Source organism: Pseudomonas marincola, assembly GCF_900116605.1.
Taxonomy (GTDB): domain Bacteria; phylum Pseudomonadota; class Gammaproteobacteria; order Pseudomonadales; family Pseudomonadaceae; genus Aquipseudomonas; species Aquipseudomonas marincola.
Map to the genome: position 1 here is coordinate 194,303 of NZ_FPBC01000004.1, position 13,413 is coordinate 207,715.

The window sequence follows — 13,413 nt, forward strand, 5'->3', positions numbered from 1 at the left end:
CGGCAATCAGTCGCTCCGCGCCCTGCAAGCTGCACGCAGGCATTACAATGCCCCCGCCGTTTCAAACCAGAGAGTCTTCATGCCCGCCGCCTCCCCGCTCGCTGCCTATTTGCATGCCGTTGCCACTCAGGGCTTCCACGAAGACCCCGCGCAGCGCCAGGCTGCTGAAGCGCTGGAGGCATGCTTCAGCGCACTCAATGGCCAGGCGACTGCAATAAACGGCGTGTATTTGTGGGGCCCGGTCGGGCGCGGCAAGACCTGGCTGATGGATGCGTTCTATCAAAGCTTGCGAGCAAGCGAGCAACCGATACCTGCACGGCGCCAGCACTTTCATCACTTCATGAGCTGGGTGCACCAGCGTCTGTTTCAGCTCACCGGCACTGCGGACCCGCTAATAGCATTGGCGCGCGAACTCAGCACTGAGGTGCGGGTGCTGTGCTTTGATGAATTGTTTGTAGGGGATATTGGCGATGCGATCATCCTCGGCAACTTGTTCCGGGTGATGTTTGACTGCGGCGTGGTCGTGGTTGCGACTTCCAACCAGCCGCCCGAAGACCTCTATGCCGATGGTTTCAACCGCGAACGCTTCTTGCCCGCCATCGCCGCCATCGAGCAACACATGCAGGTAGTCAATGTCGATGGTGGGCAGGATCATCGCCAGCATCCGGGAAAGCGCCAGAAACGCTACTGGTTAAGAGAAACCGATGCGCCGAGCGCCATGCCCGATTTGTTTGCCAAGCTCGCCAACGGGCAAGTGAGCAGCGCAGAGCCACTGACAATCGGCAACCGCACACTCTCATTGGTGCAACGCTGCGAGTCGGTGCTCTGGTGCCGTTTCAGCGACCTGTGCATGCAGCCATTGGCCGCGCCGGACTTCATCGCGCTGTGCGATCAGTTCAGCGCCATCATGCTTAGTGAAGTGCCTAACCTGAGCGCCAGCCAGCGCAAGGCCAAGATAGCCCGTGGCACTGAAGATGCGCCGGTAAAGGTGGATGCGGGGGACCGGCAATTACCGGCATTGTCGGTACACGATGACAGCGTGCGGCGTTTCATTGCGCTGGTCGATGAATGCTACGACCGCAAAGTGCCGCTCTATATAGAAGCCGCCGTGGCGTTGACCGAGTTGTATACCGAGGGGTATCTGGCGTTCGCGTTTCGCCGCACGCTGAGTCGCCTGCAAGAGATGCAGTTACAGCGTTTCGGCCAGATGGGTGAGGCGCAGGACAATATCACGGCACCTGCACCCACCGCCGAAGCAGTCGAGTAAGCGCTAAATGGCGCGCTGATTGACCCGCGCCGACAGCGCCTCGGCAGACTCCTTGCGCTCCGAGTAACGGTCGACCAGATACTCGGACTGCCCACGCAACAGCAGCGTGAACTTGACCAACTCTTCCATCACGTCGACCACGCGGTCGTAGAACGCCGAAGGTTTCATCCGCCCCGCCTCATCAAACTCCAGAAACGCCTTGGGCACCGATGATTGATTGGGAATAGTGAACATGCGCATCCAGCGGCCGAGCACGCGCAACTGGTTGACCACGTTGAACGACTGCGAGCCACCACACACCTGCATCACGGCCAGCGTCTTGCCTTGCGTGGGTCGTACCGCGCCCATAGCCAACGGCACCCAGTCGATCTGAGTCTTGAACACGCCACTCATGGCGCCGTGGCGCTCGGGTGAGCACCACACTTGCCCTTCACTCCAGACCATCAATTCGCGCAGCTCAGCCACCTTGGGATGGTCGTCCGGCGCATCGTCGGCCAATGGCAAACCAGACGGATTGAATATGCGCGTTTCAGCACCGAAATGCTCCAGCAGGCGCGCGGCCTCTTCGGTCAGCAAGCGGCTGAATGAGCGCTCCCGGTTGGAGCCGTAAAGCAGCAGAATGCGCGGCTTGTGGGTAAGCTGAGCAGCGCCCTTGAGTTTGTCGATATTCGGAATATCCAACAATTGCTCATCGGTATTGGGCAGATCCGTGGCAGACAACTGCTCGGTGTGTTGGGTTATATCGGTCATCAATCAGTCCTTTGTTTGAAGTTGAGTGTCAGGGTCGAACCAGCGGCGCTTGAGCCAGAACGACACACTGACCAGCGAGATCAATACGGGCACCTCAACCAGCGGCCCGATCACCGTGGCAAACGCCACCGGAGAAGCCAGCCCGAAGGTTGCAATCGCCACCGCAATGGCCAGCTCGAAGTTGTTGCTCGCCGCGGTAAAGGCCAGCGCGGTGGTGCGCGGGTAATCGGCGCCGAGCCATTTGCCCATGATAAAGCTGATGAAAAACATCACCAGAAAGTAGATCGCCAACGGGATGGCAATGCGCAAAACATCCAGCGGCAACTCCAGCACCATGTCACCTTTCAGGCTGAACATGGCAACGATGGTCAGCAGCAACGCCACCAGTGTCAGCGGGCTGATGCGTGGCATGAAACTGTTCTCAAACCATTCCTGCCCCTTGCGCGCGATAAGCACTTTACGGGTGATGAAGCCGGCGAAGAATGGGATGCCGAGGTAGATCAGCACCGACTGGGCGATGTCAATAAAACTGACCTCGACCACGCTGCCTTCCAGCCCAAACAGGGGCGGCAGAACCCCCAGGAAGAACCACGCATAGACGCTGAAAAACAGGATCTGAAAAATGCTGTTGAATGCCACCAGCCCGGCAACATATTGATTATTGCCCCCGGCGAGCTGATTCCAGACCAAGACCATGGCAATGCAACGCGCCAGACCAATCAGAATCAGGCCGGTCATGTATTCCGGCTTGTCGGAGAGAAATACCACGGCCAGCACGAACATCAGCACCGGGCCAATCACCCAGTTCTGCACCAGCGACAGCAACAGAATCCGCTTGTCCTTGAACACCTCGGGCAACTGCTCGTACTTAACCCGCGCCAGTGGCGGGTACATCATTACGATCAAGCCCAGTGCAATCGGGATGTTGGTGCTGCCGACCGACAAACTGTCGAGCCACACCGGGAAACCCTCAAACACACTGCCAAGAGTGATGCCCAACGCCATCGCCAGGAAAATCCATAGCGTCAGGTTGCGATCAAGAAAGGACAAACGGCTGTTACTCATTGCGCTATCTCCTTTGCCTAGAGCTGGCCAATTCGGGCCATCTGTGCATTGAGTTGCTCGCGATCCAGCTCTGCAAATGGCAACGCTATGAAAGCCTCCAGGCGGCGACGAATCTGTACCAGAGTTGCATCAAACGCAGCGACCATCTGAGCCTCTGACTCATCACAGTCAGAGGGGTCTGCCAAGCCCCAATGCGCCTTGTGCGCAGAACCGAAGTAGATCGGGCAAGCCTCACCCGCGGCGTTGTCACACACGGTGATAACAAAATCAGGCTGCAAATCTGCCAATGCTTCATTGCCTTTGCTGTACAGGCCTTGTGTGCTGATGCCGGCTTTCTCCAGAGATTTAAGGCTCATCGGGTGAATCTGCCCCTTGGGCTGACTGCCCGTGCTGAATGCCTGCATGCCGGCCGGGGCGATATGGTTGAACATCGCTTCGCACAGCACGCTGCGACAGCTATTGGCAGTACACATAAAGATGACTTTCATGGTTATTTCCTAGCAGCAAGACGTGAGACGTTGAGGGCGGTCGCCCATGTGATCAAGGCGCTGCGCATCGGGCGCCAGCCAGTGCGCATTGGCCTCCAGAGTGATAGCGATGACGTGCTCGATCCAGGCTGGCAGCTCTGGGGTCAGGCGGTAATACACCCACTGCCCCTGACGCCGGTCGGTGAGCAGGCCGCAGTTGCGCAGCTGGGCTAAATGGCGGGAGATTTTCGGCTGGCTCTGCTCCAGCGCGCACATCAGTTCGCACACGCACAACTCTTGCTCACGGGCGATGAGCAACATCAAACGCACGCGAGTATCGTCAGCCAGGCACTTGAAAACAGCGGTGGGGGTTAAGTCAGCAGACATAAAAAAACCCGCTCAGGGACAATATATGGAAATTCGAATATACGAAAAAACATATATACTGTCCAGCGGGTTTTACGATTCTGCAAAAATCAGGCGCCGATTGGCATCAGGCCAACTGATAAACCGCCTTAGCCTGATTGGCAGCCAGCAGGCGCATGACATAGCCGATTTTGAGTAATGCAGGCCCCAGAATCGTCATTGTGTGCGCTGCGATGAGCGGCCCTATTGCGAGCAAATGATCAAACCGGTACGCAGCTACCACACCGATCACCAGCATCAGCACGCCCAAACTGAGCAGTATCGAGCTCAGCTTATGCAGTGACCATGACGCAGCCGATTGAATGAACATGTTTAACCTCACTTAACCCAGTAATCACTCATACAGGAAAAGCTGTAGCCTCAACCAAGGGCGGAGATAAGCCGCCCTTGGTTGGCTTTTACGCGTCGAGCGCGCTGGCAGGCCCAAAGAACTCGTAGTGGCACTGCCCGGTGGGCACGCCCAGCTCACTCAGATGGCGCTTAACCATTGCCATAAAAGGCTTGGGGCCGAGGAAATAGGCATCGATGTTACGATCTTGCGGCAACCAATTTCCCAGGCATTCACGTGTCAGAAAGCCGCTGGCGTCACATTCATCGGCCGCTTGCGGCTCGCTGTAGCTCACGTAGTAACGGACCTGCGGGTGAGCGGTTGTCACCGACTCAATCCAGTCTTTGAACGCATGCACGCTGCCATTACGCGCGCAGTGAATGAAGTGAATGGGCCGACCGCTGTTTTTCGCCGCCTCAACCATGGCCACTGCAGGCGTAATCCCCACACCGGCTGTAATCAGGGCAATTGGCCGTGAAGACGGTTGCAAGACAAAATCACCGGCTGGCGCAAACAACTCGATGCTGTCGCCCACCTGCAAGGTGTCATGCAGGTAGTTAGAAACACGCCCCTGCGCCTCACGCTTAACACTGATACGGTACTGCATGCCGTCACTCAGGGCGGATAGCGAGTAGTTGCGACGCACTTCCTCACCGTCGATTTCAAGCTTCATGCCAATGTACTGGCCCGGCTGATAAGCAACGACGGCGCCGCCGTCAGCTGGCACAAAATACAGCGAGACGATCTCTTCACATTCTGCAACCTTGCGCGCCAAGGTGAAGGTGCGAGCTCCGCGCCAGCCGCCTTCAGCTTGTTCGTTGGCTTGATACGCGCTTTCTTCAGCACCGATCAGGATGTCGGCAAGCATGCCGTAAGCCAATCCCCACGCCTCGATGACCTCATCCGTGGCGATCTCTTCGCCGAGCACTTCGCGAATGGCGCGCAACAGGCAGGTGCCAACAATCGGGTAATGCTCAGGCAGAATCTGCAACGCCACGTGCTTGTTGACGATTTGATTGACCAGCGGGCCGAGCGCCTCAAGGTGATCGAGGTGCTTGGCATACATCAAGACCGCGTTAGCCAAAGCGCGCTGCTGATCACCACTGGCCTGATGCGCCTGATTGAACAGCACACGCACTTGCGGGTATTCACTGAACATCAATTGATAGAAATGCCGGGTGAGTGCCTCGCCACCGGTTTCAAGCAATGGCACAGTGGATTTGATAATCGCGCGCTGCTGTGGAGTCATCATTAGTGTTCTCGCAAGTCAGAAATTTCAGGGGTACGATGAGCAACGCCTCTACAGTCGAAATTGCGTGATAGCGTGCTCCCACGTATTAACAGTCAATCTTCGTGCCAGTTTATAAATCAAATAAATTCAATGACTTACAAAAATAGCGAGTCATTATGACAATTAACATTTGCAGTCTTTTAGACTCACAAGAGTCATTATGACCAATCCACTTCTACACGCTCTCGTTCCCTTGGTCGCCGACCTTTCGCGTGATTTAAGCGACGAGGAGCGTTATCGCCGGCTGCTGCATGCCTTGCGCGAGGTACTGCCATGCGACGCCGTTGCACTGCTCAAACTCGAAGGCGAAACCCTGATCCCGCTCGCCGTTGAAGGCTTGAGCACCGACACCCTCGGGCGCCGCTTCAAAGTCGACGAACACCCGCGCCTGCATGCGTTATTGGAGAATCAGGGCCCTACCCGTTTTGCCTCGGACTGCGACCTGCCAGACCCTTATGACGGCTTGGTTGACGGGCATCGTGGCCATTTACAGGTTCACGATTGTCTCGGCTGCCCATTACAAGTAGGCGGCGAGACGTGGGGGCTGCTGACCCTCGACTCGCTGGACCCGACACGCTTTGGCAGCGTCGATCTCGACAGCCTGCAAGCCTTTGCCAGTCTAGCTGCCGCCAGCGTCATGGCCAGCGAACGCATCAAGCAACTGGCACGCAGTGTTGAAGACCAGCGCCATCTGGCCGAGAGCTATAAACAGGCGGCCGGCCAACATCAGCCACAAGAACTGATCGGCCAAAGCGCGGCGCACAAACAACTGCTGCACGAGATTCAACTGATCGCCAACAGCCCGCTCACCGTGCTGATCACCGGCGAAACCGGGGTCGGTAAGGAGCTGGTCGCCGAAGCCATTCATGCGCAATCCGCGCGCCTGCGCAAACCGCTGATTCGGATCAACTGCGCCGCCCTGCCCGACCTGCTAGTTGAAAGTGAGTTGTTTGGTCACGTGAAAGGCTCATTCACCGGCGCCATGAGCGAGCGCCAGGGCAAGTTTGAACTGGCCGATGGCGGCAGCCTGTTTCTCGATGAAGTCGGTGAACTGCCACTGGCAACGCAAGCCAAGTTGCTGCGGGTGCTGCAAAGCGGGCAGTTGCAACGCGTCGGCTCTGACCGTGAGCTGCATGTTGATGTGCGAATTATTGCGGCGACCAACCGCGACCTGGCCGGCGAGGTGCGCGCCGGACGCTTCCGCGCCGACCTCTATCACCGCCTCAGCGTGTATCCGCTGCCCGTCCCGGCGTTGCGCGATCGCGGCCGGGATATTTTGATGCTCGCAGGTTATTTTCTGGAACAGAACCGCGCGCGTCTTGGCTTGCGCAGTTTGCGCCTGAGCAGTGATGCCCAACGCGCGCTGCTGGGTTACGACTGGCCTGGCAATGTGCGTGAACTGGAACATCTGATCGGCCGCGCCGCGCTTAAAGCGTTGGCCAATAATGCCCCACGAGCGCGCATAGTCAGCATTGAGGAAGACCAGCTTGGCCTGAGCCAGCCCGTAGCAGCAATTGAATCACCTGCCGCACTGGCGCCGGTTGTCTCGAGCCCGCCGGGCAAGGATCTGAAAACCTCGCTGGACAACTATCAGCGCACGCTGATCATCGAGGCGTTGAGCCGCCACAATCATAAATGGGCCGACGCCGCACGCGAACTGGGCGTGGATCGCGCCAACCTGAACCGGCTGGCCAAGCGACTGGGCATTCGCCAATAAACCCTGAACACAAAAAACGGCCTTTGCGCAGGTCAAAGGCCGTTTACGGGTTGGCACTTGAGCAAGTATTAAGCGGGGCCCTGCGAACGACTCAATCGTCAACCTTGGCCAGAGAGAATACGCTGGTCAGCCAGTTCTTGGCGTAGCAAGTCGACAGTGGCGAGGTGCTGCATTTGCCGGAGTTGTAGGCCTGCTTGATCGCCTCGACATCGGCGTTCTGCACATACCCCAATGCATCAGCCATTCGCTCAGGATCGCCAAAACCGCCGGTACGCATCTCACTGATGGCCTCGGTTTTGCTCCAGCCCTGAATAACCATGCGGTACATGGCAGCCATTAAACCGGTGCGATCACGGCCGTGCTTGCAATGCATCAACACCGGCCCTTTCTCGCCGGCATCCTGCAGCACGTGCAGCACGCGTATGACGTCGGCATCGGTGACCCGATCCGCGTGCAGCGGGATACTCACGCGGCTCATCTGCGCGTTGCCCATCCACGTTTTGTCATCATCTTTGATGAAGGTAACAACAGTGCCAACATTCAACGCCTGGAGCATGGGCACGTTGTCGGCAGTCGGCAATGCGCTGCGGTACAGATTGGGCGTCATCTGATAGAGATTGAAACCCTTGTCGACCGGCGTGGCCCAGATTTGCTGGTGCTCGGTCACGGTGACCGGCTCAAGCGGCTTATAGCGCTGCAGGCCGACAGTGGTTAATGCAGCGACAGCGATCACGGCGACACTGACAGAGAGAATCACCTTGCGTGAGAGAAACGGCATGTGTGGCTCCTGTTTTAGAGCCAGAACGATAGAACTGTAAACGTGAAAAACTCATGAAATTACCGTCAAGAAAGCCTACTGAGGCACCAAGATGTGAGTCCATTGGCTAAATTCGCGCCCGTGTTGCGGCGTCGCGGCCTGATAACAGAATGCATCCAGGCTTTGAGCCTCAATTAATTTCACAACCCTTGGCGCATCAGAGCTGCCGGCCTTGAGCGTCATTGCAGGCTTCGCCGAAAGTGGCATGGTTGCGCGCCCGCCTGAACCTTCGCAGATGCACTACGCTCTATTGTTGATGCATGAATTCAATACACCGTTGAGTGGACTCGACGGTGAATGTGCAACGTCCATGGAGATTCCTGATGAGCAAGAAGAACCTGACCCACGCAACTGGGGCACCGGTCGTCGACAACCTGAATATTCAGACCGCCGGCCCGCGTGGCCCGGCATTGCTGCAAGACATATGGTTGATCGAGAAACTGGCGCATTTCGACCGCGAAGTGATTCCCGAGCGCCGCATGCACGCCAAAGGCTCTGGCGCTTACGGCACATTCACTGTTACCCATGACATCAGCCAGTATTGCCGGGCCAAGCTGTTCAACCAGATCGGCAAGCAAACTCCACTATTTCTGCGTTTCTCAACCGTAGCCGGTGAGCGTGGCGCGGCCGATGCCGAGCGCGATATTCGCGGTTTCGCGGTGAAGTTCTACACCGAGGAAGGCAACTGGGACATGGTCGGCAACAACACCCCGGTGTTTTTCTTCCGTGACCCAATGCGCTTCTCCGACCTCAATCACGTGGTCAAGCGCGACCCGCGCACCGGCATGCGCAATGCCACCAGCAACTGGGACTTCTGGACCCTGTTACCGGAAGCACTGCATCAAGTGACGATTGTCATGAGTGATCGCGGCATTCCCAAAACCTTTCGGCATATGCACGGCTTCGGCAGCCACACATTCAGCATGCTTAACGCTGCCAACGAGCGGGTGTGGGTCAAGTTCCATTTCGAGTGCCAGCAAGGCATTGAAAACCTCACTGACGCCGAAGCTGAAACGGTCGTCGGCAAGGATCGGGAAAGCAGCATGCGCGATCTCTACGAGAGCATCGAAGCCGGCAACTTCCCCAAGTGGAAGATGAGCATTCAGGTCATGACCGAAGAGCAAGGCCGACACCACAAACACAACCCATTTGATCTGACCAAGGTCTGGCCGCATGCAGACTATCCGCTGATTGAAGTGGGCATGCTGGAACTCAACAAAAACGCCGAAAACCATTTCGCCGAGGTTGAGCAAGCCGCCTTCTCGCCCGCCAATATTGTGCCGGGCATTGGTTTCTCGCCAGACAAAATGCTTCAGGCGCGCCTGTTTTCATATGGTGATGCACAGCGCTACCGGCTGGGCGTCAACTTCAACCACATTCCGGTGAATGCGCCTCGCTGCCCGCACAACAGCTATCACCGCGATGGCGCTATGCGCACGGATGGCAACCAAGGCTCAACCATCGCCTATTACCCCAACAGCATGGGCGAGTGGGAAGACCAGCGCGACATTGCCGAGCCGCCATTGGCCCTTGAAGGCGACGCCGCCAACTGGGATCACCGCGTGGATGTTGACCACTTTGAGCAGCCCGGTGCGCTGTTCCGCCTGATGAGCCCTGAGCGCCAGCAAGCACTGTTTGATAACACCGCTCGCGCCATGGACGGCGTGCCCGCGGCGATCAAGCAACGTCATATCGACAACTGCAGCAAGGCCGATCCGGCCTACGGCGCCGGTGTCGCCAAGGCAATGGGCATGTAAATGCACCTGTGGCCGCCAGACCTTCTGGCGGCCACGCAATCCTCAGCCCTGCATCGCCCAGCCATGGACACTCATGGCTGCCTGGCGAAGCGCTTCGGAACGGGTTGGATGCGGATGGCAAATCAGCGCAATGTCTTCCGCGCTGGCGGCAAATTCCATGGCTACACAGTACTCGCCAATCAACTCGCCCGCGCTGGGCCCAATGATGTGCACGCCAAGAATCTGATCGGTTTTCTCATCCGCCAACACCTTCACAAAACCTTCGGCCTCATGATTGATCTTGGCCCGGCTGTTAGCGGTAAACGGGAACTTGCCGACCTTGTACGCACGTCCCTGCTCCTTCAACGCCTGCTCGCTGCTGCCCACGCTGGCGACCTCGGGCTTGGTGTAAATCACGCTCGGTATCACCGCGTAATTCACCTCGGCAGCGTGCCCGGCAATCCGCTCGATACAGGCGATCGCCTCATCTTCAGCCTTGTGCGCAAGCATCGGCCCGGAGGTAACATCACCAATCACCCAAATACCGGGTACTTCGCTGCGATGCTGCTGGTTGCCAAGCATGCCGCGCTTGTCGGTTGTGATCCCCACCGTTTCCAGCCCCAGCCCCTCGGTGTAAGGACGCCGGCCAATGGCGACCAGTACGTAATCGGCCGCAAGGGTTTCTGTCTCTCCACCCGTTGCGGGCTCCAGCGCTAACTCAACTCCCGCGCTCGACGCCTGCGCGCTGACGACTTTACTGCCGAGCTTGAAGTTGATGCCTTGCTTGCCCAGCGTACGTTTCAGCGCACCGGCTGTTTCATCATCGAGTCCCGGACAGATACGGTCGAGATATTCGACCACAGTGACCTCACTCCCCAGCCGCCGCCAAACCGAGCCCAGCTCCAAGCCGATCACCCCGGCGCCAATCACCACCAGATGCCTGGGGACTTCGGCCAAAGCCAGAGCGCCGGTGGAGTCGAGAATGCGCTTATTATCAATCGTCACGCCCGGCAACGGCATCGGCTCGGAGCCACTGGCCAAAACAATATCGCGTGCCTGCAACGTGGTTTCAGTGCCATCGGCATGGGTCACCAACACCTTGCCCGGGCCGTCAAGACGGCCCCAACCCTTGATCCACTGCGCCTTGTTTTTGCGAAACAGAAACTCGATGCCCTTGGTCAACGCGCTGACGCTGGCATCCTTTTGCTTCATCATTTGCTCAAGATTCAACCTCGGCTGCACCTCAACGCCCAGGCTATTGAGTTCGCCGCTGGCAGCGGCCTCATACAACTCTGATGCGTGCAGCAAGGCCTTCGATGGCATGCAGCCGACATTCAGGCAGGTGCCGCCCAGGGTTTCACGGCCTTCGACACAGGCAACTTTAAGCCCCAACTGACCGGCACGAATGGCGGCGTTATATCCGCCAGGCCCGCCACCGATTATCACCACGTCAAATGTTTCACTCATGTCTCGTTCCTCTGCAAAGTGGCGAGTGCGCAGGGCCTGGCCGCGAAAAAAGCCGCGCCCGACTGCGCGTAAACTCATTCACCCAACTCAGGGCAACGCCGCCCCGACGGCCAGCTGTCGACGATTCAGGCCTTGAAAAATGGCCCAGGCAATAAACGCAAAACTGCCATTGAGAAAAACCATAGGCCAGGCGCTGCCATCTTGCAGGGCGCTGAGCAAGATCCCGCTCAACGTCGCTCCGGCCATTTGCGCGAACCCCATAAAACCCGCTGCCAGCCCCGCTCGATGGGCGTTAGGAATCACAGCACCAGCCACCGAGGCCGGCAATACCATGCCGCCGCCCAGCGTCACCAGAACCTGCGGAACCGACAAACCGAGTACTGACAAGCCGAACAGATGATACGTAGCCAGTGTCGCCAGCCCGCCGACGGCAACCAAGGTCACGCCAATACTGACCACCTTGTTTGGCCCCAGACGGGTGATGTAACTGCGGGTAAACAACGCGCCCGCAATCAGTGCCAGCACAATACCGCTGAGCGTCATGCCGTATTGGCTCGGGCTCAGGTGCAGCAGGCCGATATACACAGCCGATGAGCCGGCGATAACCGCGAACATAGCGCCATAGGTGAAAGCCAAGGTCAGGGCCAGCGCGCGGAATGACGGAGCCTTGAGCAAGTCGAAATAGTCGGCAGCCAGTGAACGCATACGGCCGGCTTGCGGACTCAGATGAGGATTGCTTTCGCGGTAACGGCCAACCACGACCAGCAAGGTCAGCGTGGCAAATCCGAACGCCAACAGGATCGGCGCATGCCAGCCGCCAAGCCTGTACAACAAGCCGCCCAATGCAGGTGAAATGACAATCGCGCAGAGCATGCCGATCACCGTTGCAGCCAACGCTGGCCCGGATTTTTCTTGCCACACATCGCGCACAATGGCCCGCGCCATGACCAGCGCCGAGCAAGCGCCCAGACCTTGCAGGACCCGTGCGCCAACAAACTCAGGCATGCTCGAGGCCAGCAGCATCCAGCCAGTCGCAAGCAAGTAGACCAGAAGCCCAGCGAGCAAGATTGGCCGCCTGCCCAAACGGTCCGACAACGGCCCGAGCACCAACTGGCCGGCACCGAAGGCTGCAACAAACACCGACAGTGCCAGCAAGCTGCTGCCGGGCTTGGCGGCCAGAACCCACTCGATGGCAGAAAGACTTGGGATGATTAGCTGAGTCGAGACTTCCCCCAGCGCGGTAAGCGCCATCAATAACACGAGAAGCTGACGCGAAGGCTGAACGGCATTCGGCAAGGCGTTGTTCCTACAGAGAAGGAGCTGACTTCAAACCGGCAATCGACTTGCACGATTTATATGATGGGTATAATTTACATCTTTAGATTACACCTGTAATTTAATAATTCAATCCACTTGATCGAATCCCACCGAGGTCCGCGTCATGTCCACTGAAACCCGTGATGAAAAACTCGCCAGCTGGCTGTTGGCCGAACAAACCGCCCGCAACAAGTTGGCAGCGCCCGGCAGCATGACGCTTGCTCAGGTCTGCGAACTGTCGCCTCAGGAGTTCTTTGATGGTATTGGCGAGGGCCAACTGCCCTGCCCGCCGTTTGGTCACTTGCTTGATTACGTTCCAATTGAGTGGTCGGCCGGGCTGTTTGTATTCCAGGGCACGCCCGGCGCTCAGCACTACAACCCGCTCGGCATTGTGCATGGCGGCTATGCCGCAACACTGCTCGACTCGTGCATGGGTTGCGCCATTCATACGCGCCTGCAACGCGGCCAGGGCTATACCACCACAGACCTGCGGATCAGCTATATCCGTGCATTGACCGACAAGATCGGGCCAATCCGTGCCGAAGGCCGAATCATTCACGTCGGTCGCTCCACGGCAATCGCCGAAGGCCGCATTTATGACGTCGATGACCGCCTTTACGCAGTGGGCTCAACCACCTGCATGATTCTGGGAAGCCCCAGCTAACGCGATTAAACCACCTTGCTCAGGAGCTTCAGCCCGCGATCAATGCCTGCCTGGGTGCAGCGGCAAGGCTATATAAGCGCACGCCGATAGCCTAAGATGTC

General features: G+C 57.9%; 13 protein-coding genes. 4 read left to right on the forward strand and 9 right to left on the reverse strand.

Annotation, left to right across the window (positions count from 1 at the left end; translation table 11 throughout):
* Positions 1-79 precede the first annotated feature (79 nt).
* Complete coding sequence (zapE, locus tag BM395_RS08800) at positions 80-1,267, forward strand: cell division protein ZapE (protein WP_090510690.1); 1,188 nt, start codon at positions 80-82, stop codon at positions 1,265-1,267.
* A gap of 3 nt (positions 1,268-1,270) precedes the next feature.
* Here zapE and arsH read toward each other — a convergent pair whose 3' ends face one another.
* The 6 genes from arsH to hmpA form a co-directional block, all read right to left on the reverse strand.
* On the reverse strand, positions 1,271-2,017 hold the full coding sequence (arsH, locus tag BM395_RS08805) for an arsenical resistance protein ArsH (RefSeq protein ID WP_141124084.1): 747 nt from the start codon (positions 2,015-2,017) through the stop codon (positions 1,271-1,273).
* 3 nt (positions 2,018-2,020) lie between these two features.
* Positions 2,021-3,082, reverse strand: coding sequence for an ACR3 family arsenite efflux transporter (gene arsB / locus BM395_RS08810; RefSeq protein WP_090510692.1), 1,062 nt, complete (start codon positions 3,080-3,082; stop codon positions 2,021-2,023).
* Between the two features lie 17 nt (positions 3,083-3,099).
* Positions 3,100-3,570 (reverse strand): arsenate reductase ArsC, encoded by a 471-nt coding sequence (locus tag BM395_RS08815; protein WP_090510695.1) that lies wholly within the window; start codon positions 3,568-3,570, stop codon positions 3,100-3,102.
* A gap of 9 nt (positions 3,571-3,579) precedes the next feature.
* A complete protein-coding gene (locus BM395_RS08820) occupies positions 3,580-3,936 on the reverse strand; it encodes a metalloregulator ArsR/SmtB family transcription factor (RefSeq protein WP_069901739.1) in 357 nt (118 codons plus the stop codon).
* 106 nt (positions 3,937-4,042) lie between these two features.
* Positions 4,043-4,285: a hypothetical protein gene (locus tag BM395_RS08825; protein ID WP_069901738.1), complete on the reverse strand. Its 243-nt coding sequence runs from the start codon at positions 4,283-4,285 to the stop codon at positions 4,043-4,045.
* 88 nt (positions 4,286-4,373) lie between these two features.
* A complete protein-coding gene (gene hmpA / locus BM395_RS08830; protein WP_090510697.1) occupies positions 4,374-5,555 on the reverse strand; it encodes an NO-inducible flavohemoprotein in 1,182 nt (393 codons plus the stop codon).
* 196 nt (positions 5,556-5,751) lie between these two features.
* Here hmpA and norR point away from each other — a divergent pair, with 196 nt between their 5' ends.
* Positions 5,752-7,311, forward strand: coding sequence for a nitric oxide reductase transcriptional regulator NorR (gene norR / locus BM395_RS08835; RefSeq protein WP_090511031.1), 1,560 nt, complete (start codon positions 5,752-5,754; stop codon positions 7,309-7,311).
* A gap of 91 nt (positions 7,312-7,402) precedes the next feature.
* Here the strand turns inward: norR and BM395_RS08840 are convergent, their stop codons facing one another.
* Positions 7,403-8,089 (reverse strand): phosphatase domain-containing protein, encoded by a 687-nt coding sequence (locus BM395_RS08840; RefSeq protein WP_090510699.1) that lies wholly within the window; start codon positions 8,087-8,089, stop codon positions 7,403-7,405.
* A gap of 362 nt (positions 8,090-8,451) precedes the next feature.
* Between BM395_RS08840 and BM395_RS08845 the strand changes: the two genes are divergently transcribed.
* The gene (locus BM395_RS08845) at positions 8,452-9,885 is read left to right on the forward strand and encodes a catalase (RefSeq protein WP_090510702.1); all 1,434 of its coding nucleotides are present in this window, start codon (positions 8,452-8,454) and stop codon (positions 9,883-9,885) included.
* 42 nt (positions 9,886-9,927) lie between these two features.
* On the opposite strand, the gene lpdA is transcribed toward BM395_RS08845, so the two are convergent.
* A complete protein-coding gene (lpdA, locus tag BM395_RS08850; protein WP_090511034.1) occupies positions 9,928-11,331 on the reverse strand; it encodes a dihydrolipoyl dehydrogenase in 1,404 nt (467 codons plus the stop codon).
* A gap of 87 nt (positions 11,332-11,418) precedes the next feature.
* Positions 11,419-12,582, reverse strand: coding sequence for an MFS transporter (locus tag BM395_RS08855; RefSeq protein ID WP_090511037.1), 1,164 nt, complete (start codon positions 12,580-12,582; stop codon positions 11,419-11,421).
* Positions 12,583-12,772: 190 nt separating this feature from the next.
* Between BM395_RS08855 and BM395_RS08860 the strand changes: the two genes are divergently transcribed.
* A complete protein-coding gene (locus BM395_RS08860) occupies positions 12,773-13,312 on the forward strand; it encodes a PaaI family thioesterase (RefSeq protein ID WP_090510703.1) in 540 nt (179 codons plus the stop codon).
* Positions 13,313-13,413 lie beyond the last annotated feature (101 nt).

Bases quoted from the DNA above. Each gene is read 5' to 3' on its own strand.
- BM395_RS08815 (WP_090510695.1), bottom strand. From the start codon at position 3,570: ATGAAAGTCATCTTTATGTGTACTGCCAATAGCTGTCGCAGCGTGCTG.
- arsH (WP_141124084.1), bottom strand. From the start codon at position 2,017: ATGACCGATATAACCCAACACACCGAGCAGTTGTCTGCCACGGATCTG.
- hmpA (WP_090510697.1), bottom strand. From the start codon at position 5,555: ATGATGACTCCACAGCAGCGCGCGATTATCAAATCCACTGTGCCATTG.
- zapE (WP_090510690.1), top strand. From the start codon at position 80: ATGCCCGCCGCCTCCCCGCTCGCTGCCTATTTGCATGCCGTTGCCACT.
- BM395_RS08860 (WP_090510703.1), top strand. From the start codon at position 12,773: ATGTCCACTGAAACCCGTGATGAAAAACTCGCCAGCTGGCTGTTGGCC.
- arsB (WP_090510692.1), bottom strand. From the start codon at position 3,082: ATGAGTAACAGCCGTTTGTCCTTTCTTGATCGCAACCTGACGCTATGG.
- BM395_RS08855 (WP_090511037.1), bottom strand. From the start codon at position 12,582: ATGGCGCTTACCGCGCTGGGGGAAGTCTCGACTCAGCTAATCATCCCA.
- BM395_RS08845 (WP_090510702.1), top strand. From the start codon at position 8,452: ATGAGCAAGAAGAACCTGACCCACGCAACTGGGGCACCGGTCGTCGAC.
- lpdA (WP_090511034.1), bottom strand. From the start codon at position 11,331: ATGAGTGAAACATTTGACGTGGTGATAATCGGTGGCGGGCCTGGCGGA.
- BM395_RS08840 (WP_090510699.1), bottom strand. From the start codon at position 8,089: ATGCCGTTTCTCTCACGCAAGGTGATTCTCTCTGTCAGTGTCGCCGTG.
- BM395_RS08825 (WP_069901738.1), bottom strand. From the start codon at position 4,285: ATGTTCATTCAATCGGCTGCGTCATGGTCACTGCATAAGCTGAGCTCG.
- BM395_RS08820 (WP_069901739.1), bottom strand. From the start codon at position 3,936: ATGTCTGCTGACTTAACCCCCACCGCTGTTTTCAAGTGCCTGGCTGAC.